Origin of the sequence: Marinobacter sp. GH_1 (assembly GCF_048595985.1) — a bacterium.
GTDB lineage: Bacteria > Pseudomonadota > Gammaproteobacteria > Pseudomonadales > Oleiphilaceae > Marinobacter > Marinobacter shengliensis.
The window spans coordinates 4,241,269-4,266,276 of record NZ_CP184460.1 but is presented as its reverse complement, the minus strand read 5'-3'; the positions used below and the strand labels follow the sequence as shown (position 1 = coordinate 4,266,276).

The 25,008-nt window shown below is 52.1% G+C and carries 36 protein-coding genes; 34 read left to right on the top strand and 2 right to left on the bottom strand.

Going from position 1 to position 25,008, the window contains the following annotated elements:
• The first annotated feature begins 117 nt into the window (after positions 1-117).
• The 17 genes from ACNSOI_RS19520 (at position 118) to ACNSOI_RS19440 (ending at position 11,989) form a co-directional block, all read left to right on the top strand.
• Positions 118-504 carry a RidA family protein gene (locus ACNSOI_RS19520; RefSeq protein ID WP_146801514.1) on the top strand — a complete coding sequence of 129 codons (387 nt, stop codon included), beginning with the start codon at positions 118-120 and terminating at the stop codon, positions 502-504.
• Positions 505-600: 96 nt separating this feature from the next.
• Entirely contained in the window at positions 601-996 is a 396-nt protein-coding gene (locus tag ACNSOI_RS19515) for a hypothetical protein (protein WP_420194836.1), read from the top strand.
• 124 nt (positions 997-1,120) lie between these two features.
• Positions 1,121-1,426, top strand: coding sequence for a hypothetical protein (locus ACNSOI_RS19510; RefSeq protein WP_420194835.1), 306 nt, complete (start codon positions 1,121-1,123; stop codon positions 1,424-1,426).
• 1,107 nt (positions 1,427-2,533) lie between these two features.
• Positions 2,534-2,929: a hypothetical protein gene (locus ACNSOI_RS19505; protein WP_420194834.1), complete on the top strand. Its 396-nt coding sequence runs from the start codon at positions 2,534-2,536 to the stop codon at positions 2,927-2,929.
• Between the two features lie 909 nt (positions 2,930-3,838).
• Positions 3,839-5,173 (top strand): group II intron reverse transcriptase/maturase, encoded by a 1,335-nt coding sequence (gene ltrA / locus ACNSOI_RS19500; protein ID WP_420194833.1) that lies wholly within the window; start codon positions 3,839-3,841, stop codon positions 5,171-5,173.
• A gap of 123 nt (positions 5,174-5,296) precedes the next feature.
• On the top strand, positions 5,297-5,698 hold the full coding sequence (locus ACNSOI_RS19495) for a GFA family protein (RefSeq protein ID WP_144820872.1): 402 nt from the start codon (positions 5,297-5,299) through the stop codon (positions 5,696-5,698).
• A 143-nt stretch (positions 5,699-5,841) separates the two neighbouring features.
• Positions 5,842-6,114: a CopG family ribbon-helix-helix protein gene (locus tag ACNSOI_RS19490; RefSeq protein WP_054640921.1), complete on the top strand. Its 273-nt coding sequence runs from the start codon at positions 5,842-5,844 to the stop codon at positions 6,112-6,114.
• Complete coding sequence (locus ACNSOI_RS19485) at positions 6,111-6,392, top strand: type II toxin-antitoxin system RelE/ParE family toxin (RefSeq protein WP_420194832.1); 282 nt, start codon at positions 6,111-6,113, stop codon at positions 6,390-6,392. The genes ACNSOI_RS19490 and ACNSOI_RS19485 overlap by 4 nt, the downstream gene beginning before the upstream one ends.
• A 103-nt stretch (positions 6,393-6,495) precedes the next feature.
• Positions 6,496-6,843, top strand: coding sequence for a DUF3024 domain-containing protein (locus tag ACNSOI_RS19480; protein ID WP_420194831.1), 348 nt, complete (start codon positions 6,496-6,498; stop codon positions 6,841-6,843).
• Between the two features lie 105 nt (positions 6,844-6,948).
• Entirely contained in the window at positions 6,949-7,425 is a 477-nt protein-coding gene (locus ACNSOI_RS19475; RefSeq protein WP_420194830.1) for a hypothetical protein, read from the top strand.
• A gap of 103 nt (positions 7,426-7,528) precedes the next feature.
• Entirely contained in the window at positions 7,529-7,924 is a 396-nt protein-coding gene (locus ACNSOI_RS19470) for a hypothetical protein (RefSeq protein ID WP_023012172.1), read from the top strand.
• 526 nt (positions 7,925-8,450) lie between these two features.
• Positions 8,451-8,849, top strand: a complete 399-nt coding sequence (locus ACNSOI_RS19465; RefSeq protein ID WP_420194829.1) for a hypothetical protein — start codon at positions 8,451-8,453, stop codon at positions 8,847-8,849.
• An 85-nt stretch (positions 8,850-8,934) separates the two neighbouring features.
• Positions 8,935-9,351 (top strand): GNAT family N-acetyltransferase, encoded by a 417-nt coding sequence (locus ACNSOI_RS19460; protein WP_022992962.1) that lies wholly within the window; start codon positions 8,935-8,937, stop codon positions 9,349-9,351.
• Positions 9,352-9,828: 477 nt separating this feature from the next.
• Positions 9,829-10,137: a DUF6980 family protein gene (locus ACNSOI_RS19455; protein WP_152439509.1), complete on the top strand. Its 309-nt coding sequence runs from the start codon at positions 9,829-9,831 to the stop codon at positions 10,135-10,137.
• A gap of 84 nt (positions 10,138-10,221) precedes the next feature.
• Positions 10,222-10,635 (top strand): GNAT family N-acetyltransferase, encoded by a 414-nt coding sequence (locus tag ACNSOI_RS19450; protein WP_152439508.1) that lies wholly within the window; start codon positions 10,222-10,224, stop codon positions 10,633-10,635.
• 92 nt (positions 10,636-10,727) lie between these two features.
• On the top strand, positions 10,728-11,477 hold the full coding sequence (locus tag ACNSOI_RS19445) for an endonuclease NucS domain-containing protein (RefSeq protein ID WP_152439507.1): 750 nt from the start codon (positions 10,728-10,730) through the stop codon (positions 11,475-11,477).
• Between the two features lie 116 nt (positions 11,478-11,593).
• Complete coding sequence (locus tag ACNSOI_RS19440; RefSeq protein WP_152439506.1) at positions 11,594-11,989, top strand: hypothetical protein; 396 nt, start codon at positions 11,594-11,596, stop codon at positions 11,987-11,989.
• 101 nt (positions 11,990-12,090) lie between these two features.
• Here ACNSOI_RS19440 and ACNSOI_RS19435 read toward each other — a convergent pair whose 3' ends face one another.
• Both ACNSOI_RS19435 and ACNSOI_RS19430 read right to left on the bottom strand, forming a co-directional pair.
• Positions 12,091-12,345 carry a hypothetical protein gene (locus ACNSOI_RS19435; RefSeq protein WP_420194828.1) on the bottom strand — a complete coding sequence of 85 codons (255 nt, stop codon included), beginning with the start codon at positions 12,343-12,345 and terminating at the stop codon, positions 12,091-12,093.
• A gap of 63 nt (positions 12,346-12,408) precedes the next feature.
• Complete coding sequence (locus ACNSOI_RS19430) at positions 12,409-12,645, bottom strand: addiction module protein (protein WP_022990379.1); 237 nt, start codon at positions 12,643-12,645, stop codon at positions 12,409-12,411.
• 165 nt (positions 12,646-12,810) lie between these two features.
• Between ACNSOI_RS19430 and ACNSOI_RS19425 the strand changes: the two genes are divergently transcribed.
• The 17 genes from ACNSOI_RS19425 (at position 12,811) to ACNSOI_RS19345 (ending at position 24,935) form a co-directional block, all read left to right on the top strand.
• The gene (locus ACNSOI_RS19425) at positions 12,811-13,212 is read left to right on the top strand and encodes a GFA family protein (protein WP_152438374.1); all 402 of its coding nucleotides are present in this window, start codon (positions 12,811-12,813) and stop codon (positions 13,210-13,212) included.
• Between the two features lie 94 nt (positions 13,213-13,306).
• Positions 13,307-13,621 carry a PLDc N-terminal domain-containing protein gene (locus ACNSOI_RS19420; RefSeq protein WP_420194827.1) on the top strand — a complete coding sequence of 105 codons (315 nt, stop codon included), beginning with the start codon at positions 13,307-13,309 and terminating at the stop codon, positions 13,619-13,621.
• Positions 13,622-13,733: 112 nt separating this feature from the next.
• Positions 13,734-14,009, top strand: a complete 276-nt coding sequence (locus ACNSOI_RS19415; protein WP_138436718.1) for a hypothetical protein — start codon at positions 13,734-13,736, stop codon at positions 14,007-14,009.
• Positions 14,010-14,157: 148 nt separating this feature from the next.
• Entirely contained in the window at positions 14,158-14,481 is a 324-nt protein-coding gene (locus ACNSOI_RS19410) for a hypothetical protein (protein ID WP_199453764.1), read from the top strand.
• A 110-nt stretch (positions 14,482-14,591) separates the two neighbouring features.
• The gene (locus ACNSOI_RS19405) at positions 14,592-15,110 is read left to right on the top strand and encodes an ankyrin repeat domain-containing protein (protein ID WP_152439511.1); all 519 of its coding nucleotides are present in this window, start codon (positions 14,592-14,594) and stop codon (positions 15,108-15,110) included.
• A 79-nt stretch (positions 15,111-15,189) separates the two neighbouring features.
• A complete protein-coding gene (locus tag ACNSOI_RS19400) occupies positions 15,190-15,762 on the top strand; it encodes a GNAT family N-acetyltransferase (RefSeq protein ID WP_420194826.1) in 573 nt (190 codons plus the stop codon).
• 29 nt (positions 15,763-15,791) lie between these two features.
• The gene (locus tag ACNSOI_RS19395; protein WP_420194825.1) at positions 15,792-16,208 is read left to right on the top strand and encodes a hypothetical protein; all 417 of its coding nucleotides are present in this window, start codon (positions 15,792-15,794) and stop codon (positions 16,206-16,208) included.
• Between the two features lie 80 nt (positions 16,209-16,288).
• Positions 16,289-16,939, top strand: a complete 651-nt coding sequence (locus ACNSOI_RS19390; RefSeq protein WP_420194824.1) for a hypothetical protein — start codon at positions 16,289-16,291, stop codon at positions 16,937-16,939.
• A gap of 141 nt (positions 16,940-17,080) precedes the next feature.
• Positions 17,081-17,449 carry a hypothetical protein gene (locus tag ACNSOI_RS19385; RefSeq protein WP_152438178.1) on the top strand — a complete coding sequence of 123 codons (369 nt, stop codon included), beginning with the start codon at positions 17,081-17,083 and terminating at the stop codon, positions 17,447-17,449.
• A 476-nt stretch (positions 17,450-17,925) separates the two neighbouring features.
• Positions 17,926-18,384, top strand: a complete 459-nt coding sequence (locus tag ACNSOI_RS19380) for a hypothetical protein (RefSeq protein WP_290621517.1) — start codon at positions 17,926-17,928, stop codon at positions 18,382-18,384.
• Between the two features lie 482 nt (positions 18,385-18,866).
• Positions 18,867-19,394: a hypothetical protein gene (locus ACNSOI_RS19375; protein ID WP_420194823.1), complete on the top strand. Its 528-nt coding sequence runs from the start codon at positions 18,867-18,869 to the stop codon at positions 19,392-19,394.
• Positions 19,349-20,182 carry a reverse transcriptase domain-containing protein gene (locus tag ACNSOI_RS19370; RefSeq protein WP_420194822.1) on the top strand — a complete coding sequence of 278 codons (834 nt, stop codon included), beginning with the start codon at positions 19,349-19,351 and terminating at the stop codon, positions 20,180-20,182. The genes ACNSOI_RS19375 and ACNSOI_RS19370 overlap by 46 nt, the downstream gene beginning before the upstream one ends.
• Positions 20,183-20,315: 133 nt before the next feature.
• Positions 20,316-20,924, top strand: coding sequence for a hypothetical protein (locus ACNSOI_RS19365; protein ID WP_420194821.1), 609 nt, complete (start codon positions 20,316-20,318; stop codon positions 20,922-20,924).
• A 133-nt stretch (positions 20,925-21,057) separates the two neighbouring features.
• On the top strand, positions 21,058-22,662 hold the full coding sequence (locus tag ACNSOI_RS19360; RefSeq protein ID WP_420195736.1) for an IS1182 family transposase: 1,605 nt from the start codon (positions 21,058-21,060) through the stop codon (positions 22,660-22,662).
• Positions 22,663-22,892: 230 nt separating this feature from the next.
• A complete protein-coding gene (locus tag ACNSOI_RS19355) occupies positions 22,893-24,248 on the top strand; it encodes a hypothetical protein (protein ID WP_420194820.1) in 1,356 nt (451 codons plus the stop codon).
• Between the two features lie 139 nt (positions 24,249-24,387).
• A complete protein-coding gene (locus ACNSOI_RS19350; RefSeq protein ID WP_319635248.1) occupies positions 24,388-24,666 on the top strand; it encodes a BrnT family toxin in 279 nt (92 codons plus the stop codon).
• Entirely contained in the window at positions 24,663-24,935 is a 273-nt protein-coding gene (locus ACNSOI_RS19345; RefSeq protein ID WP_319635247.1) for a hypothetical protein, read from the top strand. The genes ACNSOI_RS19350 and ACNSOI_RS19345 overlap by 4 nt, the downstream gene beginning before the upstream one ends.
• Positions 24,936-25,008: the final 73 nt, after the last annotated feature.

Sequence of the window (25,008 nt, the reverse complement as noted above, 5' to 3'; positions counted from 1 at the left end):
ATCAGGAGCGAAAATCGAGCAAATTTATAACAAGTCGCTGTTGCCGGACAATTTTTCCACCGCTGCGCGGCTCCAAAATTGCCGCAAAGCTCTGCGTTATACCTCAAGGAGGAGCATATGAGAAAGCTGGTAAGTTCAGGGTCTCCGTTGGAAGAACCGATTGGGTTTTCCAGAGCATGCAGAGTTGGAAACATGATTTCTGTCTCCGGCACGGCACCCATAGAGAATGGTGAAACTACCTGCGTTGGGGATGTTTATGGGCAGACCAAGTATTGCCTGGAACTGTCTATTCGGGCTATTGAAGAGGCTGGAGGAAAACCGACAGATATAATCAGAACTCGCATCATGCTCACTGACATTTCTCGTTGGGAGGAAGCCGCCAAAGCACATGGTGAGCTATTTTCTGCAATAAGGCCCGCGTGTACGTTTGTTGAAGTAAGCCGCTTCATCAATCTGGACTGGCTCGTAGAAACGGAGATCGATTGTGTCTTGGGTCAGGTATAACAAGGCCAGGCACGCGACGCCTACTGCATTGCGGCTTCGCCTCCATTCCGCAGCCGCGCATGCTGGCTGGCGTTATGTGTGTGAGGGAAGTCGGTCATGAACTGGAAGTTTAGCTGCGAATCGAAGGACAGAATCCCTCTGCCACCAGAATACACTTTTCCTCAGGCGTTCAATTATTTAAATCCTGAGGGCAATTCGTTCTACATTCTTGAAAGCGATAAAGGCTACATTCAGTGCGCTGGCTCTAAGCAATGCTGCACAGTTGAGTTCAGGGAATTCAATGCGGGAGGTGCATTTAGGCACTATGCCTTTTATGACCCTTCGGGGTCAGATAAAGAGGTCTTCATCCCAATGACAAATGATGGAATTGTGAGAAAGGAAAAGCACTGCTTCGGGTTCCTCACTGCCAGCAAACTGTTCAGATGCTTCTACGAAGGTAAAGAGTGGCCCGACAATGTTGCGCTTGAAGATATATCATCTGAGTTTGTCTGAGTCACATAACCAGTAGTTGCAGTTCGTTCCGGCCCTGGCGGGCCTCCACCGGACCGGTTTTCCGGCGCGCTTGCGCCTCCAAACCGGCCGCTGAACATTGGCGTTAACTGTATAGGTCTTGCCCATGGCTAATCTGACGTACAAAGAACGGATTCTGAAAATTGCTGAAGAGATTCTTGCAATGCGCCCGGGTACTCATCCGAAAGCAGCTCTTCGCGAGGCCAAGGCCATAGCAAAAACACGACAGACCTATAGGGTAAGCGCAGATCAAAAGAAGGCATCCCACAGCAAAACGGACTGGGATTCGCTACCAGAACATGTCAAAGCAACAATCAGCAAGCAAAAGGCCGCTGAGGCTGAGCGTAGAAAGTCAGGTCGGCAGCTAGAAAAAACCAAAATTGTCTCCGGCGGCGGTGTTTCGCCCCGGTAAATCCAGTTAACAAGTCGCAGCAGTACGCGGCCGGTGGCCGCCGGACGCCCTTTACGTGGCTCCTTCGTAGCCACTCCAAGGCCGCCGCTGTGCTTCGGCGTTAACTGTCACGGAAGACCTCAGTGAAATTTGAAGTATCGAGCAATCTCAAAATCAGTCCCGAAGATGTCGATGGGCTCCTCACCATGAAGGGCGTGAATAGGGAGCTGAGTCCCATCATCCGTATGACGGCTCCCTCAGAGTGGTCAAGCAAGCCAATCTTTGAATGGCCTACGGGTAAGGTGCTCTTTTCTAGCTCGATACTCCTTTTCGGTATCCTTCCCATCGATCGGCACACGTTCTTCTTTCAATCCATTGATCGCCAACGGGGTTTTGCGGAGGCGTCGAGCTCTTTAACCAATAAGCTGTGGCACCATCGGCGGGAGATCGATAGAAGCGAGGCATCATGCCGAGTCACCGATACGGTCGAGTTCCAGTGTAGGTTGCCCCTGCTGGCATACGTTCTGGGGCCTGTTTACCGGTTCATCTTCAAGCACCGTCATCAGGTGCTAAGGTCTTTCTACGGTGGCAGCGCCAGTTAACCAGTCAATTAAGTTCGTTCCGGCCTGCGGCCTCCACCGGACGTCCCTGTCGGGCCGCCGCTTATTTCAGCGTTAGTGGCTGTGGCTTCGGTCCTTTTTGGCTGCGGTGTGCCAGTGGCCTTGGTGCCGTGCTTGGTTGCCAAACCCGCATATTCTGGTGAGCACCAAGGCCGTCCGAATCCGCGTTCGGTTTGGTTGCATCAGTAAGCAAGAGTTTTGGCGGGAAATTCGGTGTTCACCGTGTGGGGTCGTCCGCCGAAAATTGGGTCTGGATCTGCTACCTTTGAGTTCAGGTTCATTCACCGCATCATTGGCGGTGTTTCAAACAGAGTGCATCGGCTCATGTCGGTGCCGGGTTACGGAGTAGGCCGTCAAGGTCAGTGCCAGGGAGCCGGCAGTGTCATTACCTGCCACTAACCAGTCGCTGTAGTACGCGGCCGATGGCCGCCGGACGCCCTTTACATTGCGGCTTCGCCTCCATTACAAGGGCGCCGCTAAGCTTCGCGTTAAATTAAGGATTGATCTCGTGCGACCATCAAATATTTTCACCAAGAGCTGCACACTTGTACTCGTAATATTTTTCGCAGCCTGCTCGAACGCTGATGAATTCGCTAGTCGAGAAGTCATTGAATATGCTCGTACTTGCGATCGGAATTTGCAGGCTAATATTCAAGCTGTCGGAAATGGTGACTTGGAGCTGGCTGCTTATACCAAGGTTTTCGAATTTCGGGACCAACCGGACAAAAAGGGAATCGATGTTTGGTACATCAGTTCAGAGTTCTCTTCATTCGGACTGTTCGTCAAATACGTTTGTATTTTTGATAGTCAAGGCGGTTTTGTGCGGAGCATGAGTCAGGATTTCGAGAAACTGGATAGGTCACAATGGCAAAGCCTGAGAAAGAAGTATCAGGTAGGCCAATGAGCATCCATGAGCATTTAACAAGGCAATTAAATTCGTTCCGGCCTACGGCCTCCACCGGACGCCCTTGTCAGGGCGCCGTTTATTGCTGGCGTTATTGGCCCGGCATTCGTGAGTTTTTAGCAGGTGGGGTGCAAAGGCCTTGGCACCGGGATTGGTTGCAAGCCCGCTCACTCTGGTGATCGCCAAGGCCGGAAAGTTCGCTGTCTGGTTTGGTTGCCACAATGGCCAGCGGTGTTTGGTATTCATGGTGTGCCCCAGTCGTGGGGCCGTCCGTCTTAAACGGTAATCGGGCCGGTAGCCTTTGCGTTCTGGTTCCTTTCGCCATCCGTCGAGTTGGTGCAAGTTTTCCGGGGGAGGGCATGCGGCCTGGGTGTCAGGCTCAACCACGGCGGTGAACGGCCATTAACCAGGCGGTCAACCGGACGCCAAAAGCGTACCGCTTTTGGTTCCCTTCGCTGCGCTCGTGTGTCATGACGAAAGACTTCAGTCTTTCTTGCTGTACTCAAGATGAGGGAAGGCCCCTCGGTCTCGGTGACCAGACACCGGGATCAAACCGCCCTGTGCGGCTTGCATTAAGAGTGCGGGTCGTGAGCGACATGGGAAAAGGCCGTCAAGAGCGGTCAGGTACGTACCCAAGGAGATGAACGAAAGTGAACCGCCGATGAGGGGTCGAAATGTAGACAGATGTTGTCAGAACCGGGGACCGAGCGTCTCCCCGGGATGAGCTGTGACGTGAGCTGGCACAACGGACACAGCGGCAGCCGGTCTTGAGGCGGCATGACCTGGGTACAGGCTTGAGTATGGAACATGAGAACCTGTCGTCCTGATGTTAAGGGAGAAGCACAAGTGGAGATCCCACGAGGCGAGAGTCCCGATGCAGGACACAGGGACGGATTGGCCCGTAGTAGTGTGGAAACACCTGTAATGGGTGTGGAGCGAAGGGGGCAAGTTATCCCGTCGGATCTAGATGGCCAACCGAATTCCGGGAGGAGCCGTCAGGGTCAGGCAAAACCATTTACCATCCCGAAGGCCTTGGTCTATCAGGCCTACAAGCGGGTTCGAGCCAACAAAGGTAGCGCCGGGGTAGATCATCAGAGTCTGGAAGACTTTGATGGTGACCTCAGCAATAACCTTTACAAGCTTTGGAACCGTTTGTCCTCAGGAAGCTATCATCCACCACCGGTTTTGCGCGTGGAGATCGAAAAGGCGGATGGGGCAACCCGTCGTCTCGGCATCCCAACGGTTGCCGACCGCATTGCGCAGATGGTGGTCAAGCTGCTGATTGAACCGGAACTGGAACTGGAACAACACTTCCACCCGGACTCTTACGGCTACCGCCCGGGAAAGTCAGCGCACGATGCGCTGAAACAGACTCAGGCCCGGTGCTGGAAGAAAGCCTGGGTGCTGGATATGGACATTCAAGGCTTCTTCGACAACATCGACCACAACCTATTAATGAAGGCCGTGGATCGTCATGTGACCGAGGACTGGCAGAAGCTGTACATCCGGCGCTGGCTAAGCGCGCCGGTTCAGTTGGCGGATGGTTCCGTGGAGGAACGCGATCGGGGCACGCCGCAAGGCGGTGTGATCAGTCCCTTACTGGCAAACCTGTTCCTGCACTACGTCTTTGATCGCTGGGTGGAGAAGCGCTGGGGTGGCATCCAGTTCGAACGCTATGCGGACGATATCGTATGCCATTGTTCCAGTGAACGGGAAGCTCAAGCACTGAAATCGGTCCTTGAGGCACGATTCACAGCGTGTGGCTTGACGCTCCATCCCCGCAAGACAAAGATTGTGTATTGTAAGAGCGAGTACAACCGGCGGGACTACCCGGAGATCGCGTTTGATTTTCTGGGTTACACCTTCCGACCGCGGCTGATCCGCAACCGGTTGGGACAAAAGAAAGTCTACTTCACGGCGGCCATCAGCCAGAGTGCAGCGAAAGAGATCCGCAAGCAGATCAACGAGTGGCCCTGGAAATGGTGGCGACAGAAAGAACTCGGGCAGTTCGCTCGATTCTGTCAGTCCCGCCTCCGAGGCTGGATGCAGTACTATAGCCTGTTTGGCCGCAGTTACATTCGGAATGTGCTGTTTCATTTCGATCTGAGGTTGAGCCGGTGGGCATTAGGGAAGTATCGGAAACTCAGAGGTCTGTTACAGGCTGCCCGGAGAGTGAATGGACTGCGTCGGCGACGGCCGGATCTATTTGCGCACTGGGCAGGATCAAGGGCAGTGGTTGGATAACAAGAGCCGTATGAATCGAGAGGTTCACGTACGGTTCTGTGAGAGGCTTTGGGGGTGGTTCCCAGGGCCTACTCGACCGGCGCCGGTTACCTCAGCGTTAAATGTACAGAAGGAGATCCCCTCATGGGGCTGAAGGGAAGCTGTTTGTGTGGTGAGATAAGTTACGAAATAGACTCTGTGGATATGCCCATTGTGCATTGCCACTGCCAAACTTGTCGTAAATCCCACGCTGCTCCTTTTGCCTCTACGGCTGGCGTAAAGCGCGAGAATTTCCGCTGGCTCAAGGGTGCAAGTTCCATTTCAACGTTCGAGTCCTCGCCAGGGAAGTTGCGTCATTTTTGCAAATGCTGTGGATCTCATTTGGTGGCAGAGAGGCGGGCGCAGGCACATGTAATCGTTCGGGTAGCCACTTTGGACGTTGACCCTGAATTGAGGCCAGAGGCTCATATTTGGGTTTCACATGACGCACCATGGCTTGAGTACGAAGGTGTGCGCAAGCACAGAGAATGGCGTGACGACATTTAACAAGTCAATTAAGTTCGTTCCGGCCTGCGGCCTCCACCGGACGCCCCTGTCGGGCCGCCGCTTATTTCAGCGTTAAATTTTTGCTGCACCCTCATAGACTATGCTGTAATACGTTGTAGTCACCAAGTTCGAGGGTCATAGTCATGAGCGTCACCACAGTTCGCCTCCAAGCAGAAGTTGAACAGCATCTGGAAGCAATCGCCAGCAGGCTGCACCGTAGCAAAGGCTGGGTGATCAACCAGGCATTGTCGGAATACATAGAAAAGCAGCAGCTTGAGCAAGAGCGGTGGAAACAAACGTTAGAGGCAATGGAGTCTGCTGCCCAAGGCAAGGTTGTTGATGCCAGCGAGGTTCACAGTTGGCTTAATAGCTGGGGAACCGAAAACGAGCAGGATGCGCCGAGGTCGGGTAAGTGAAGCTGGTTTACACGGACGAAGCCATTGATGATTTGAAACGCCTCAGGGAGTTCATTGCGGTGCACAACCCGTCGGCGGCAGCCAGGATTGCCACCGAACTGGTTAGCAAAATCGAATTGCTTCCAGACTTTCCCAAAATGGGCACACCAGTTGAAATGGCACCGGTGCCTGAATCTGTTCGAGATATGGTTTTCGGAAAATACGTCGTTCGATATTCAGTTCATGCCAGTGCCATCATTATTCTTCGGGTGTGGCATGGCCTTGAGGGCGAACGATAGCAATTTAACCAAACGCGGCACTCGGACGCCCTTGTCTCCGCTTCGCTGCGTCAAGGTCGCCGGTGCGCTCTGCGTTATGTGGGCGCTCCCACAGAGAATCCATATGGCATTCAGTGAGTTCGAAGCAAAGAAAATTGAGCGGGCCGCTTCTGAATTTCTGGAAGACCGGAGGCCGCCAGTCGAGATCCGACCCAAGTTAGATATAGACGTTCGAGTTTCTGGCCAAAGCGTGCAGATTGTCGAGATTCGCCCCCATTTCCGCGAGCCGGCCACGATCATTGAGTCGCCGGTGGCCAAAGCTACCTACGTCAAACAATCTCAACGCTGGAAAATCTACTGGATGCGTAGCGATTTAAAGTGGCATTCGTACACTCCAGAACCTGAGTCACGCTCCATCGAGGAATTTTTTGCTATCGTAAATGCCGACGAGAATGGCTGTTTCTTCGGGTAGCACATAACCAGGCAAGTCACGGCGACGGTTACTGCATTGCGGCTGCGCCTCCATTCCGTAACCGCGCGTGCTTAGCGGCGTTAAAACGAAAACACAGGAGGTCACATGCAACGGATCGCATCGCAAATTACTCTGCTTTTTCTATCTTTGATCCCCAGTATTGCCCTTGCCGAGAACTCGGCTCCTGACGACTATCTCGCTAAAAAACCGCTGGTATTGGAGGTTCGGTACTGTGAGTGCTTGGCCACCAAAACCGATGGCGCACCCTCCAACCTGCTGCCAAGTTTTCTCAGGGAGTCCAGTCTCTTAAAGGTTAGTGTGTCGAGCAAGGATAATGGCTTTGCTTCTTCAAGCGAGTTGGCCATAGGTTACGAACTCAAGCCAGTTGCAGGCTCGCCCGACCAATTTCAATTCAACTATGCGGGCAATCACACTACGAGTAATGGGAACAGTGCTGGCAACGGCGAGTTGCTGTTGGTTCAGGGTCAGTGGGTCAATCTTTTCGGCTCACAGCATGAGACCCAAACTGGATCGCAACACAGCAACGTTGCGGTGCGGCTGGCTAAGCCCGGTGGTTCCTGATGGCAGGTTTTAACAAGTCGATTAAGTTCGTTCCGGCCGTTGGCCTCCACCGGACGTCCCTGTCGGGCCGCCGCTTATCTTCGCGTTAGAAACGAGTCGAGCGATGAGTAAGCCCGAATATCTGTATCACGGTACTCGAAAAAAGCTAGATCTGCTCAATCCGACGCAGGGCGTTGGATATGGCATGGCGGATAATGAGCACGGCGTTTATGCTGTTTCAGAGCGCGAGTTGGCAATCCCTTTTGCAATTTCATATCGCCCTCTCGGTGACGGGGCAGTTTTCTCTGTTGAAACCTCGGAGCGTCCACCTCGTATCGTGCTAAAGGATACCGAGGTGGATTGGGATCAGGTGGGATATGTGTACAAGGTTAGGTCCGAAACGTTCGAGCAAATTGACTCAGAGCAGTGGTTATCCCGGGTTCCCGTTAAGCCAGTGGAAACTGAGGAAATCAAGCCAGAGTCCTATCGGAACTGGATCGTGTACAAATCGGAAAGGTAGAGACCGTGCAAAAAGTTTCTAACCAGTCATTCCAGTTCGTTCCGGCCCTGAAGGGCCTCCACCGGACGCCCTTTTCTCCGCTGCGCTGCAAAAAGGTCGCCGCTGAATATTGGCGTTATTGGCCCGGCATTCGTGAGTTTTTAGCAGGTGGGGTGCAAAGGCCTTGGCACCGGGATTGGTTGCAAGCCCGCTCACTCTGGTGATCGCCAAGGCCGGAAAATTCGCTGTCTGGTTTGGTTGCCACAATGGTCAGCGGTGTTGGTATTCATGGTGTGCCCCAGTCGTGGGGCCGTCCGTCTTAAACGGTAATCGGGCCGGTAGCCTTTGCGTTCTGGTTTCTTTCGTCATTCGTCGAGTTGGTGCAAGCTGTCCGGGAGAGGGCATGCGGTCTGGGTTTCCAGGCTCAACCACGGTGGTGAACGGCCATTAACCAGGCGGTCAACCGGACGCCAAAAGCGTACCGCTTTTGGTTCCCTCCGCTGCGCTCCGGCGCCGGTTACCGCAGGCGTTATGCATTGAAAAAATTATGAATCATGTCAGCGAGCTAGATCGTTTATCGAGTATTGCTTTCAAGCATATTGAGAGAGCGGACGAAAGGATTAAATTGTTCTTTGTCGTTCAAGCGCTGCTTCTGGCCGCCCTTGGTGCACTTTGGGAGAGGAGCCTAATCTATATCGGAATTTTAGGGCTGATGGGCAATATCCTTACGAGCATTCTTACATTCCATGCATTAGGCCCGATACGAAAGATCAGAGAGATCTCAGAGTATTTTTATAAACAAGAGGAGAAAGGGGCGGTTTCATTATCTGACAGCTTTTTCCTGCCAGATTACGGATTGGATTCAAGATCTCATTTGATCGTTCATTGTCAGGGAGTATTTTTGGTCTTCTGGGTTTGTCTATTTCCGTTGAGGGCCTATGCATAACAATACGCTGTTGCCGGACAATTCTTCCACCGCTTCGCGGCTCCAAAATTGCCGCAAAGCTCTGCGTTAATTGCCAAGGAGAGGTATGGCTATCAGCTTTCAGGTGAATCACCCTATCACCACGGACCAGTTCATCGGTTTGTTGGAGAGCTCTACCCTTGGGGAGCGTCGGCCAATTCACGATCGAGACTGTATGGAAGGGATGATTTCCAACTCCAATCTCGTCGTAAGCGCGTGGGATGATGACTTGTTGGTCGGCATCGCTCGCAGCGTCACGGATTTTCACTATGCCTGCTACCTGTCAGATTTGGCAGTTCATCAGAACTATCAAAGATCAGGAATAGGCAAACGATTACAGTCACTGACCCAGAAGCAACTGGGGCCGCTCTGCAAATTGATACTCATCGCAGCACCGGCAGCCAATTCGTACTATGGTCAGCTTGGCTACACGCACAATGATCGCTGCTGGGTTCTGGATGCGGGGGTGACCATTGGCAATTAACAAGGCCAGGCACGCGACGTCTACTGCATTGCGGCTTCGCCTCCATTCCGCAGCCGCGCATGCTGGCTGGCGTTAATGGCCCAGGCCGTCTTCATTTTTGGCGGGCTCAGTGCAAGGGCCTTGGCATCGGACTTGGCTGCAAAGCCGCCTGTGTTGGTGATGGCCAAGGCCGGACAGGTTGCTGTCGGGGTTGGTTGCCAAAGTCACCCGCAGCATGGTTATTCATGGCGTGCCCCAGTCGCGGGGCCGTCCAGTTCAAACAGTAATCGGGTTGGTGCGGTTTGCGTTCTGGCTCCTTTCGCCATCCGTCTGGTTGGTGCAAGCTGTTCGGGAGAGGGCATGCAGCGCTGGGTGCCAAGGGACACCTTGGTGGTGACCGGCCACTAACCAGGCGGTCAACCGGACGCCAAAAGCTTACAGCTTTTGGTTCCCTCCGCTGCGCTCCGGCGCCGGTTACCTTCGCGTTAAGTGTCCACTATGACTGTTCATTGTTGCCAAGAAATGGAACGTGCGATCGTATTGAACTGCGATCGGCACAAGGATGTATACGAGTGCCCCGATGTGCTGGTTAGCTATATCCCTAAGTTCGATGAGTACGGGCTAATCATTCATGATGGCGGTAGTTCATCTCTGCAAATAAGTTTCTGTCCTTGGTGTGGATTGAGGCTGCCCGACTCGAAGCGGGATGCTTGGTTCGACAAGTTGGAGGCATTGGGGTTCGACGATCCGTCCGAACAAAGAATACCAGAAGAGTTCAATACTGATGCGTGGTATCGCAACACTTAACAAGGCGCTGCTGTCGGACAAATTTTCCGCTGCACTCCAAATTTGCCGCAGAGCGCGGCGTTATAAATCAGGGAGTAGCCATTGATGGAATGGCGCAAGAACGAGTACCTAGTCACTGACGACAGATCCAAGGTACAACTGGAGGTTGTTCACCGATTGCTCGCCGCAACCTATTGGGGTGATCGCCGTACCAGAGAAATAGTTGATCGTATGGTTGCTGGTTCAATCTGTTTCAGTCTTTACCATGGCTCTAAACAGATTGGGTTTGGACGAGCCGTCACCGATAGCACTACGTTCACCTGGGTGGCGGATATTGTGGTTGAACCCGAATTTCGCGGCGCCGGTCTGGGTAAGTGGATTATGGAATGTTTGCTAGAGCATCCGGCCATAAAAGGAACCCAGTTGGTGTTGCAAACTCGAGATGCACAAGGGCTATACGAGCAGTTTGGGTTCTCTGAAAACAGTGCTCTCATGAGCACCAAAGTCACTGATTTATAACAAGGCCAGGCACGGCGACGTCTACTACATTGCGGCTTCGCCTCCATTTCGTAGCCGCGCATGCTGGCTGGCGTTAAATTCTGAGAGGTAGTATGGCAACGCTTTATGACAAGCCCGTCCGCACTCTGATGCATGACATGGTACGTGATGTTGCGCTAAAGCCGGATACGATAATTTCCCGAGAGCAAGTTCGCTCCTGGTTCAAGGAGAGATATCCAAAGATCAAGGATGGGACAATAGCTGCACACCTGCTCAGAATGTCGGTCAACTCCAAGAGCCGAGTACATTACGGAGCTAAGCCCGGAGAAGACGACCTGTTTTTTCAGGTTGACCCAAAGCATTTTCGTTTATACCAGTCCCGCAACGATCCGGCGCCGATTTATCCTGGGGATGATGTCGAGCAGACGGTAAAGGAAGAAGTACATGAGCTGGCAGAGGAAGGAAGCCCAGAATTTGCGTATGAAAAGGACTTGCAGAATTATCTTTCAAGAAACCTTCATCTCATAGAATCGGGGCTTACCCTGTTCGAGGACGAAGGGATCAACGGCCTTGAGTTTCCCGTAGGTGGAAGATTTATTGATATTCTGGCCACAGACTCGGATGGCAATTACGTCGTCATAGAGCTTAAAGTATCCAAAGGCTATGACAGGGTCGTCGGTCAGCTTCTCCGCTATATGGCCTGGATACGGAAGAACCAGACTGAGCCCGGACAGTCGGTCCGAGGCATTATCGTTGCTCGACATATATCAGAAGATCTGTTGCTGGCCTGCTCCGGAGTTCAGGGCATCCAGTTGTTCGAGTACGCGTTGTCGGTGAGCCTCAATGAGGCGCGGCTTCAGTAAAGGATTTAACAATACGCGTCACACGGATGCCCTTGTCTCCGCTTCGCTGCGTCAAGGTCACCGGTGCGCTCTGCGTTATGTGGTGAATTTCAGGCATACCAAGGAGATAGGTCTACATGGATGAAGAGCAGGAAGCCGCCGTAAAGGAGTTTTTTGAGGATTTTGTCACGGCCTTTTTGAGCTTTGATGGCGATCGTGTGGCCACCAAGTTTAGCCTTCCTTATATGGCTAAAGGTCCGGGCGATGTTTGCAATGTTTTCGATTCACGGCCCCAGTTGGCAGAGTATTTTCAGTCCTACCTGGATGAGTATCACTCACAAGGCTGCCGCGAATGTTGCTACTCAAACCTTGCTGTAAATCGACTTGGTTCTGAATGCGTGGTTGCCTCTGTAACCTGGAATCTGGTGGATACATCTGGCGTATCAGTCACCTCTTGGTCAGAGTCGTACATGTTGGCATTTGCAAACGGCAAAGCCGCAGCCTTTGCAACGGTAGACCACGTCGGGGAGTAGCGCATGTGCTTAGCTTCGGGCTCACATAACCAGTCAATTAAGTTCGTTCCGGCCTGCGGCCTCCACCGGACGCCCCTGTCGGGCCGCCGCTTATTTCAGCGTTAGGGCTTACTGCGTTTCCGCCAATAGCCAGGTTTTCGGGAGTGGTGAGCAACGGCAATGACTACAGCTTCTTCTGGCAGTTCAATGGCGACTATATCGTATGGGAAGCGTTCCAGAATCAGGCGTCTTGCACCGGTATCGCCGGCTTCTTCGGGGAGAGGTGATAAGGGGATGAAGTTTTCTTCAATAACGTCGATGGCAGCATCAACAGCAGCAAAAAAACTCGGCCCCGAGTCCAGGCTGCTCATATTCATACCATGCTGCTGCCTCTATCGCTTCCTGCGAGGCATCTTCCAGTATCCTTACCGTTCGCACTGTTACTGGCCTAACCTCGCTCTCATCTTTGATCGAAATTCTTCACGGCTGAGCAGTGTGGCTTTTCCGCTTTTGACCTTGGACACACGGCGAACAATTTCATCGTTCCAAGCCTGCTCGACTGTGTCGTCACGGGGGCCGTCCAGGCTCATTATTAGCTCCCGAGCCAGCGCTGCACGCTCCGACTCGGAGAGAGTCGAAATCTGGGAGCGTAGGTGGTCTAATGTTTCGGTAGTCATGGTGCCTCCGCGAGTGGCGATACAGCTATGCTATCCCGATTCAAAGGCCCTAACAAGGCCAGCCACGGCGACGTCTACTGCATTGCGGCTTCGCCTCTATTCCGTAGCCGCGCGTGCTGAGCGGCGTTATGTGCATTTCACCTCTAGGGCACGGAAGAGGTTCTCATGACTGATCATTTCGGTTCTTGTCTGTGCGGCACGGTGAGCTTTCAGGTCAAAGGTGAATTCGATAGCTTCTACCTCTGCCATTGTCGGCATTGCCAAAAAGATACGGGTTCGGCCCATGCGGCAAATTTATTCTCGCATTCTGCTGAATTGGTTTGGCAATCGGGTGCAGATGCCGTGGCTTCCTTTACGCTTCCAGGTACCCGTCATAGCCGGAGCTTTTGTAAGTTGTGTGGTTCAGCATTGCCGAATTCAACAGTCGCGGGTTTAGTCGTTGTCCCCGCAGGGTGTTTGGATTCTCAATTAACGATGTTGCCAACGGCGCACATATTCTCATCCAGCAAAGCCGTTTGGGATGAGCAGTTGGCGGAGGTACCGAAGTTCGAGGGTCTGCCAACGTGAACCATCACATAACCAGTGCATTAAATTCGTTCCGGCCCGATGGGCCTCCACCGGACGCCCTAGTCGGGCGCCGTTTATGCAGGCGTTATATGTCATGACTACCATCGAACAAAGAATTATCTGGCTGGGTATGGCCATCATGTTGGGCTATCTGGTGGTTTATCAGTTCTTCTTTATCCCCCAGTTCAGCGGCAACGAGCCGTATGTCGGCGAAGCCGCGATAGCCTATCTAGGTTGGTTTACGGTGGGCACGACGCTCGCCTGCGTTGTCCTGCTTCTTCGTGACCTCAAGCGGCGAGATATTTCGGGCAAAGCCGGTTGGTTTATTGGTATCGTATTTCTCACTTGGGTGGGTCTGCCATACTATTTCTTCAAGCATGCGCGGCGACCGTTGCCAAATGCCATATAACCAGTCGCTTTAGTACGCGGCCGATGGCCGCCGGACGCCCTTTTCATTGCGGCTTCGCCTCCATTACAAGGGCGCCGCTAAGCTCAGCGTTAAAGGCTCAAGGGAGTTTCCGGTGAGCAAGGAAGATCTTTCCCCAGAAGACCAGGCTTACTACAAGCGTTTTGAGGTCAAGCCGTTACGAGTATTGCTGTATTTTCTGGCAGTGGTTTACTTGGTGTTTGTATTCGCAATTGGTGGTTCCCAGTTCAGCGGAGGTTTTTTCAGCGGCGCGGTTGGGAGCTTTATCCTGATTCAAGGTATCGATCTCTCTCACAGAAGATTGATCGTCATTGGCGGGCTCCTGACAGTTGTGAGCGTCTTACAGACGATATCTTTGGCGTTGCCGTGACAAGCGATAGCTGACGGAAAAGCCTTTAACAAATAGTTGTAGTACGTTTCGGGCCTGGCGGCCCTACACCGGACGCCCATTTCGCTGCGCTACATGGGCGCCGCTAAACAAGGGCGTTAACCACACTGGCAATCTGGAGAGCCGTGCATTGTGGAAGTTTGATCCAGTCATCAGGGATGCTAGCTATTATCGTCGGCGCTGGTCATTCATTAATGGTTTGTTCAGTTTCGTGTTCCTGGTTGCCGGTACGGTGGCATTCTATTTCGACAATGTGACGCTACCTGGGCGCACGGGACTCGCTGAGTTTTCGGGTAAGTGGGCCCACGGGGTAGGGGTGGCTTCCTTTTTTGTTGCTGCCTATTGGACTTATCAGTCACTAAAGGAGTATCGAGTCTCTTTGCTCATACTCATGGCCCCGTTTTTAGCTGCGGCAGCAGTGTCGGCAATTTTGCTAGCCATCAAGTATGGTTAACAAGTCGTTGTAGTACGTTCCGGGCCTGCCGGCCCTACACCGGACGCCCATTTCGCTGCGCTACATGGGCGCCGCTAAACGTTGGCGTTAGGCAGAATGAGGATCGAGGTATGGCTAAAGGTGGAAGACCCAGAAAACATGATCCGCTAGCAGATGACATATCATTCGCCATAGAAGCTATGAAAAATAAAGAGGCTATTTCGCTTCTCACCGATGTGTCTGTAGATATTCTCGATGGAGAAGGAAGAACCCCTCTAATTTACGCATCGTTTTCAGGAAACCTGGAAATCCTTCAGTGGTTGATCCATCAAGGTGCGCAACTTGATGTACAAGACAGAAATGGATTTTGTGCGCTCCATGCGGCATCTCAAAATGGCCATGTTAAGGTCTTGGAGGTGTTGCTAAGATCAGGCGCGAACCCGAACCTTACGGACGCACATGGTAATGGGCCGCTATGGACAGCAACAATAAAATCTAGAGGTGATGACTCGGTTCCTTCACTTTTGATCCATCATGGTGCGGATCCAGATCATATGAATAATGCAGGCAAGAGCCCAAAAGATGCGATGGCTCTAATAAGAAAAAACCTAAAATTGATGGCAGATCAGAGAAATAATGATCAGGCCTAACAAGTTGCTGCACGCGGAAAAATTACTCGCTGCGCTCCTAATTTTCCGGTGAGCAAAGCGTTAAAGCTAAAGGATGAGCATGTCTCAAGTTCACATCAGGAAGGCTGAGTTAACCGATGCAGAAGCGGTGACGAAGCTGGTAAATCGGGCTTATCGTCCAGAAGCTGGGTCTGAAGGTTGGACACATGAATCAGCCTTGGTCAGCGGAGATCGAATAGACCAAGGGAAGGTAACCACGGCTATCCAGTCCGGCACCGTCTTAGTAGGTAGCAATGAGCGAGGCCTGGTCGGCTGCGTGCAGGTTGAGGTAACGGACCGGGTAGCCCATATTGGAATGCTTGCGGTTGATCCTTCGCTCCAAACGTCGGGTATCGGTAAGCTGTTGCTGGCACATGCGGAAGAACTAGCGATTCAGAAATTTAATGCGCAGGTTGGAGTATTGGTGGTTATTGCCGCCCGTACAGAACTCGTGGATTTTTACCTGCGCCGGGGATACTCGAGGACCGAAGAGTGGTCACAGTATCCAACTGATGCAGGAGTTGGCACTCCGGAGAAAGAGGCCATGCTCCTTACCACGCTGCGAAAATGCTTTAACAATCGGCTGCACGGCGACCGGTTTTCCGCTGCTTCGCAGCTCCAAACCGGCGCGTGAGCCGGGCGTTATGCATTAAGGAAAAATCAGTGCTCGAACCAGTAGTACAGGAAGAAACCACCGGATGCGGAATCGCGTCGGTTGCCAACATTCTGGGTAAGACATACTCAGAGATGAAGGCCGCAGCCAATGCTATGGGTATCCATGCTTCGGATAAATCGCTGTGGTCAGATACGCAGTATGTTCGGCGTATGTTGTCGAGCGCAGGTGTCAAGGCTTCCGCTGACGAAACCCCGTTTGAATCCTGGGAGGCATTGCCCGATCTGGCATTGCTGTCTATCAAGCATCATCAGGAAGAAGGCAAAGACTTCTGGCACTGGGTTGTGTTCAAGCGCGCGGGAGGCCAATCTTTCGTGCTGGATTCGGCTAGTTACCTGCCATCCAATATCCGTCAGGATTTTGATGCCATGCAGCCCAAGTGGTTCATCGAGGTCGAAAATGCATAACAAGGCGCTGTTGTCGCCACTATCGCGGCTGGGACGGCTGACGCTTCGCTCCAGCCGCCCCAAAGCTTGTCGTTAGCTTTATGAGTGATAGCCAAGAGTCAGGTCAGAACTTATACAGAGAACTACTGCACGAGGCGACTTTTCGGCTTATTGCCGCAAAGAGGTTTCATGATGGCTTTTCCAAAAGTAATTCGGCACCAGATCTTGAAGCAGCAATTTTGCAGGTTAGGAAGGCTTTAGAGCTAATTGCCTACTCGGCAATTGCACCAGATAAGAAGCAGTATAAAGCGTTTCGGGCCGGGGCCAAGAAGCAGCCAGATTTTACGAGGGACTATCATGCCGGCAAGATTTTTAGCGCTCTTTCACGAATCAACAGGGACTTCTATCCGCTCGCTCTTGTGCCCGCTGAGCGTCAACCCGATGGTTCATGGCACTTCGGAAGAAGGCAGGATGGATACCTAACAAAGAAAAACTTCGAGAACGTCTACGACCGTTTGGGTAAGTATTTACACGCCCACAATCCCTGGAGCCCAAACAAGCAAATCCAAAATCTCGCCAATGATTTGCCGGGCATTATTAAAAAAGCTGAAACTCTGCTGTCCTTACATGCGAGGTTTATTCGGACTCCAGATTTCCAAGAAGTCTGGGTTTTCAAGGTGGATTCGAACGGAGGTCCGCCGGAGCTGGTAAGAGCGGTATCGGGAGGCTCCTTTGAAATCAACAAAAGCTAACCATGCCATGCACCGGATGCCAAAACCTCCGCTTCGCTCCGGTTTTGCCACCGGTGATGGCGGGCGTTATGTGGCTAAAGGAATATTGTGCCTCGAATCAAACTCATAAAGTCTTTTGTCCATAACCTTGCAGACTCATATATGAGCACGCTTGGCTGGATCGAGGGAGATTACAAAAGTACATGGCTGTACCGTGCAGCTTTGGAGTCTGGTGTTAGCTGCATAAACATCAATATTCGAAGCGCTACAATTGAACCGGCCGGGCTAAAGCATGAGGCTGTTCTTAAAAAATCACTTCTCGGGTTAAATGAACATTTTGACTCAATGCTGGCCTCGCAGGGAGTGGAAGCTAGTTATGTTCCAGCACTTACATTCACTTTTTTGGCTCCCGAATTGAGCAGTAAAGAGTTGTATCTAATCTGCAATGCTCTAGCAGTAGATGTAACGGGTAAGGAGCATGTGGCAGCCCCAATAGAAAATAGGTATGGGTATGAGATACTCGCCACATAACAAGTCAATTAACTTCGCGCCTTCGGCGCCGGACGCGCTACCGCGCGCCGGTTATTGAGGCGTTATTGGCCCGGCATTCATGAGTTTTTGCTGGGGCGGTGCAAAGGTCTTGGCACCGACGTTGGTTGTAAAGCCCGCTCACTCTGGTGATCGCCAAGCCCGGAATCTTCGCTGTCTGGTTTGGTTGCCACAATGGCCAGTAGCGTTGGTATTCATGGCGTGCCCCAGTCGTGGGGCCGTCCGTCTTAAACGGTAATCGGGCCGGTAGCCTTTGCGTTCTGGTTCCTTTCACCATCCGTCGAGTTGGTGCAAGCTGTCCGGGAGAGGGCATGCGGTCTGGGTTTCCAGGCTCAACCACGGTGGTGAACGGCCATTAACCAGGCGGTCAACCGGACGCCAAAAGCGTACCGCTTTTGGTTCCCTCCGCTGCGCTCCGGCGCCGGTTACCTCAGCGTTAACTGTCATGGAAGATTCGAGTGAAATTTGAAGTATCGAGCAATCTTAAAATCAGTCCGGAAGATGTTTCCGAGCTGCTCACCATGAGGGGAGTGAATAGAGAACTTAGCCCTATTATCCGCATGACAGCTCCCGCAGATTGGTCAAGCAAACCAATTTTTGAATGGCCTACGGGTAAAGAGCTATTTTCAAGCTGGATACTTCTTTTCGGTCTCTTTCCCATCGATCGTCACAAGTTCTTTTTTCGGGAAATTGATCGCCTACGTGGCTTTAACGAAGCATCGAGTTCGTTCACCAATAAGGTGTGGCAACATCACCGGGAAATCGTCAGCAACGAAAGATCATGCCGGGTCACCGATACCGTCGAGTTCCAAAGCAGGTTACCCGTATTGGCATACGTTTTGGCACCGGTTTACCGGTTCATCTTCAAGCACCGTCATCAGGTGCTAAGGTCTTACTATGGTGGTAAGGCCAGTTAACCAGTGGGTGAAGCTGACCGGTACTACGCTGCGCTCGTGTGTCATGACGAAAGACTTCAGTCTTTCTTGCTGTACTCAAGATGAGGGAAGGCCCCTCGGTCTCGGTGACCAGACACCGGGATCAAACCGCCCTGTGCGGCTTGCATTAAGAGTGCGGGTCGTGAGCGACATGGGAAAAGGCCGTCAAGAGCGGTCAGGTACGTACCCAAGGAGATGAACGAAAGTGAACCGCCGATGAGGGGTCGAAATGTAGACAGATGTTGTCAGAACCGGGGACCGAGCGTCTCCCCGGGATGAGCTGTGACGTGAGCTGGCACAACGGACACAGCGGCAGCCGGTCTTGAGGCGGCATGACCTGGGTACAGGCTTGAGTATGGAACATGAGAACCTGTCGTCCTGATGTTAAGGGAGAAGCACAAGTGGAGATCCCACGAGGCGAGAGTCCCGATGCAGGACACAGGGACGGATTGGCCCGTAGTAGTGTGGAAACACCTGTAATGGGTGTGGAGCGAAGGGGGCAAGTTATCCCGTCGGATCTAGATGGCCAACCGAATTCCGGGAGGAGCCGTCAGGGTCAGGCAAAACCATTTACCATCCCGAAGGCCTTGGTCTATCAGGCCTACAAGCGGGTTCGAGCCAACAAAGGTAGCGCCGGGGTAGATCATCAGAGTCTGGAAGACTTTGATGGTGACCTCAGCAATAACCTTTACAAGCTTTGGAACCGTTTGTCCTCAGGAAGCTATCATCCACCACCGGTTTTGCGCGTGGAGATCGAAAAGGCGGATGGGGCAACCCGTCGTCTCGGCATCCCAACGGTTGCCGACCGCATTGCGCAGATGGTGGTCAAGCTGCTGATTGAACCGGAACTGGAACTGGAACAACACTTCCACCCCGACTCTTACGGCTACCGCCCGGGAAAGTCAGCGCACCATGCGCTGAAACAGACTCAGGCCCGGTGCTGGATATGGACATTCAAGGCTTCTTCGACAACATCGACCACAACCTATTAATGAAGGCCGTGGATCGTCATGTGACCGAGGACTGGCAGAAGCTGTACATCCGGCGCTGGCTAAGCGCGCCGGTTCAGTTGGCGGATGGTTCCGTGGAGGAACGCGATCGGGGCACGCCGCAAGGCGGTGTGATCAGTCCCTTACTGGCAAACCTGTTCCTGCACTACGTCTTTGATCGCTGGGTGGAGAAGCGCTGGGGTGGCATCCAGTTCGAACGCTATGCGGACGATATCGTATGCCATTGTTCCAGTGAACGGGAAGCTCAAGCACTGAAATCGGTCCTTGAGGCACGATTCACAGCGTGTGGCTTGACGCTCCATCCCCGCAAGACAAAGATTGTGTATTGTAAGAGCGAGTACAACCGGCGGGACTACCCGGAGATCGCGTTTGATTTTCTGGGTTACACCTTCCGACCGCGGCTGATCCGCAACCGGTTGGGACAAAAGAAAGTCTACTTCACGGCGGCCATCAGCCAGAGTGCAGCGAAAGAGATCCGCAAGCAGATCAACGAGTGGCCCTGGAAATGGTGGCGACAGAAAGAACTCGGGCAGTTCGCTCGATTCTGTCAGTCCCGCCTCCGAGGCTGGATGCAGTACTATAGCCTGTTTGGCCGCAGTTACATTCGGAATGTGCTGTTTCATTTCGATCTGAGGTTGAGCCGGTGGGCATTAGGGAAGTATCGGAAACTCAGAGGTCTGTTACAGGCTGCCCGGAGAGTGAATGGACTGCGTCGGCGACGGCCGGATCTATTTGCGCACTGGGCAGGATCAAGGGCAGTGGTTGGATAACAAGAGCCGTATGAATCGAGAGGTTCACGTACGGTTCTGTGAGAGGCTTTGGGGGTGGTTCCCAGGGCCTACTCGACCGTCCCGGCGGCTTACCCAAGGCGTTAGTCGTACTGGCTCAGTGGGAGCAAGATGCATGTTTCAGTGTGAGGTTCAAGAAGTTCCCTGTTTGGACACGGAATATCACAAGTTCGATGATATCGCCGAAAAAGAGCTAGTTTCGGCACCAAGTGTTGATGAAATCATAAACCATAGTGAATTCTGTACTTCAATCTCGCTAGATTTCATCGAAGAATCCGATGATCGTCTCACTGTGAATGATTATCTGATTGGGCTGAAAGGTAAGGTCGGTGTGTACCATCTATGGATTGACGTAGGAAGCTGCCAAGACCACAACATATATTCACTTTTATGCGTCTATGTTGGAAAAGGCCATGCCTTTAATCGGCTTCTATGCCATACAAAAGAGAGATTTCCAGATCATCATCAGATCTACATTTCCTTTTATGAATGCGAAAATCGGATAGCCAAATATCTCGAGCAGTTATTTCTCGATACTTATTCTTTCTACCTAAATCGAAGTGAGAATTCTGGCACAGGGAGCTTATTCGCACGCTGGCAGGAGGAAAGGTTCGAAATGGGTACAGAGATACAAACCGTCGCTGACGTACTCTGTGACAAATGGGACGGAAAACCTGAAGACCTCTTGTTGAATCTTGAGGACAGTTCCGAAGAGAACGACTAACCAGTCATTCCAGTTCGTTCCGGCCCTGATGGGCCTCCACCGGACGGCCTTTTCTTCGCTTCGCTACGTAAAGGCCGCCGCTGAATATTGGCGTTGAGGCTGTAGAAAAACCCCGAAATCACCCTGTGTTTTGATAGGATCAGGCAAACGGACAAGGAGTGGTCAGACGCCCCGCTTCAAGCACTACAACTACGACCAGGACACCATGGTCGCCATCAACTACCAGGAACAGCTCCAGCCCGGCACCTTTGAACACGCGGTGCACTACCTGATCGAGCACAAACTGAACCTGGCGGTGTTTCATCCCAAGTACCGCAACGAAGACACTGGCCGGCTGGCCTACGATCCGGCGATCCTCCTGAAGATCATCCTGTTCGCCTACTCCAAAGGCATCACCTCCAGCCGCGAGATGCAGTGGTGCTGCGAGACTAACATCATCTTCAAAGCTCTGTCCTGCGACACGGTTCCACACTTCACCACCCTGGCTAAATTCGTCAGCAGCCACTCGGATGAGATCGAAGAACTATTCGAGCAGGTATTGTTGGTCTGCCACGAACAGGGCCTGCTGGGCAACGAACTCTTCGCCATCGACGGGTGCAAGATGTCGTCGAATGCTGCCAAAGAATGGTCCGGCACCTTTAAGGAACTGGAAGAGAAACGCACCAAACTGCGCCGGCTGGTTCGCCATCATCTCAAGGCCCATTACGAGCGGGACGAGGCAGAGACCGAAGCCGAACTGGACCGGGATATCCGACGAGCCAAAACCATCCTGTCATTGGATGAGGCTGCCAAGAAAGTCGACCGCTTCCTAAAGACGAACCGCCCAAGGATGGGCCGGGGGAAGCGAAACAAGGAAGTGAAGAGCAACATCACCGATAACGAAAGCGCCAAGATGACCACCAGCAAGGGCACGATCCAGGGCTATAACGGCGTGGCCACGGTGGACAAGAAGCACCAAGTCATTATTGATGCCCAGGCCTTTGGCGAAGGCCAGGAACATCACACCCTGCAACCAGTGCTGGAGAGCGTGGAGGCCCGCTTCAAAAAGCTCGGTATCGCTGACAGCATTTATCAGCAGGGCACTGTGATCACCGCCGACACCGGCTTCGCCAACGAAGCCAACATGAAGTACTTGCACGAACGGCAGATCAACGGCTACGTGCCAGACAACAAGTTCCGCAGCCGCGACCCGAAGTTCCAGAACCAGAAAGACAAATACGGCAAGCGCCATCAGAACCAGCCAAGCACGGGTTGGAAAGAGATCATCCCGGCCAGTGAATTCCGGTTCGATCCTGTGAACCTGACCTGCATCTGCCCGGCGGGAGAAATCCTCAAGTACCACGGTACCCGGGCAGACCAGAACGGCCAGAGCCGAGCCTATTTCCAGGGGCGTTTACTGCAATGCCGTCATTGCCCGAGGAAGCATCAGTGCATGCAGAACCCGGACGCCGCCAATCATCGGAAAGGCAAAGGCCGACAAGTGTCGTTCACCATCGAGCACAAGCGCCTGCCGAACTACACCGACTGGATGAAACACCGGGTGGATAGCCCGCAGGGCAAAGAGATCTACAGCCACCGTATGTCGGTGGTGGAACCGGTGTTCGGCAACATCGGCACGAACAAGGGCCTTAATCGCTTCAGTTTGCGGGGCAAGAAAAAAGTGCAGGGCCAGTGGCAGCTATACTGCCTGGTGCACAATATTGAGAAGCTAGCGAATTACGGGCGAATGGCGGCGTAATGCTGAGAGCGGAAGTGCCGGAAGAGCACCTGCTGGAAACCAGCAATGCCGGCGCCAAAAGCCCCAAAAGGCCAAAGCGGATGGCTGAATATAGAAATCACGAGAATCGGCCAGTTGAAGGCCGCGATAAAAATTACAGGAATCAGGCGCTGGGAATGACTCGGAATCGGGTTTTTCTACGGCCTCGTTAGTGATACCTTCCACGAAAGAAAAAGTATTATGGAGACGAAATGAATCGATGGAAAGAAGCCTTTGATAAACATCCAATACATGAAACTCTTTCGTGGCTGGACAACGCGGCAAGCTCCAATGTTGAAAATCTATCTGAAGGAGAAGTTGAGGAGCAACGTCGTCTAAAGAAAATCATTGAGCGATATCGGCAAGTATTGGCATCAGTTGATCCTGAAATAGTGCCGGTTAATCAATTAGATGGGCTAAACAATCATCTGAGGCATCAGAATGTTAATAACCAAGTAAATGCCTATACGCAAAATGGTAAGGCCTCGCATTTAGTCGCCATCAATGATCATGTCTCCAAGCAGCTGACACAATTATCAATAATTCAGTCCCTTTCTGACGACCCTGAAGCGCAGGAGAGAATCTCTTACATAGATAGTGTTATAGACAGCACGATTAATGGACTGTCAGCAAAAAAAGAGGATCTCAACGCTCAGTTGACCAATTTATCTTCTTTAACTGAAGAGCAAGCCAAAAAACTCATTTCTCTATCGGAAGAAATTGAGCTGAAGCAAGCTGAATTAAATAAACTATTGTCTGATTGGCAAAATCAATTCTCTTCTGCGCAAGAGTCTCGAAGCCAAGAATTCAGCAAGTGGCGGGATGCTTTCGCTTCCGAGAAAAATAAGGAAGTTCAAGAAATTCTTGATAACCATGATAAAGCTCTAGACCAGCAGAGGGGCCGGCTAAAAAGTGAGTTAGATCGGATCATAGAAGACGCAAAATCAAAACACCAATCGATACTAGACCTATATGAATTGACTGCGGGTGACAGTGTCGGCGCGGCATATATTAAAAGCGCAGATGAAGAAAGGGAGCAAGCTGATCGGTGGAGGAAGGTTTCAGTTAGCTTTATTGTTCTTACAGTTATATGGCTGGTGTTTTCGTTCTTTTATAACTCAGAGAGCTGGAGTGCTTTTAGCACCGTCTCAAGTGAAGTCACTTCGCAAGGTGATAATGAGGGTCAGGAAACAGATCAAGCAGGGCCTGAAGATGTTAGTTTTGAGCTACAGCCACCGCAGAACCCCCGTTTCCCTTGGCATACAATGCTTATCGCCTTTTCTATCTCGGGGGTTCTTTTGTGGGGAGCAGCTTATTCTGCGCAGCAATCAACGAGGCACAGAAACAACGAAAAAAGAGCCAGATGGTTTGCTTTGGAAGTAAAGGCTTTTGACCCTTTCATAAGCTCTTTGGAGTCGCAGCAACAACAAGATCTTAAGAGGCAGTTGGCTGAGCGGATCTTCGGTCAGAGTTCAACGACTGACGAGGATTCAAAGGTTATCGACGAACACGCCTTGAAAGCAGTTACCGAAGCCTTTGGGAAGGTGCTTTCGAAGCTACCAAAATGATCACTAACAAGGCGCATCAATACGCGGCCGATGGCCGCCGGACGCCCTTTTCATTGCGGCAGCGCCTCCATTACAAGGGCGCCGTTGTGCGTTGGCGCTAGTGAGTACAAAAAGCACACAATGTGCTATTCTTTGACACATGAAACCTATCACATGGAACCCAGAGAAGAACAAGCTTCTCCAAGCAGAAAGGAACGTTTCTTTCGAGGATGTGGTTTTGCATATCTCGGTTGGAGGCATCCTGGATACGTTCGAGCATCCGAATCAGGGGCTATATCCGGGGCAACAAATTCATGTGATTGAGATAGAGGGGTATGCGTATTTGGTGCCCTTTGTGGAGTCAGAGGATGAGGTTTTTCTGAAAACGATCATCCCGAGCCGGAAAGCGACCAAAACCTATTTGGGAGGTCCAAAATGAGTAGGCTGGATAAAGAAGAGCAGGAAATTCTGGATGCATTTGATGCAGGAGAGCTGCAGCGGTCGCCAGAAAGTGAGGAAAGGAAAGCACGGCACCAACAGTACGCCGAGGCTATGTTCAAGAAAGATGCCCGTATTAACATCAGACTCTCCTCCAAGGATCTTAGGGGGCTCCAGAAGAAAGCCCTGGCGGAAGGCATCCCATACCAAACACTAGTTGCCAGCATCCTTCATAAGTATGTGGAAGGTCGTTTGCACGAGGATCGATAGCTAACCAGGCCATGCACCGGATGCCAAAACCTCCGCTTCGCTCCGGCTTTGTCACCGGTGACGGCTGGCGTTA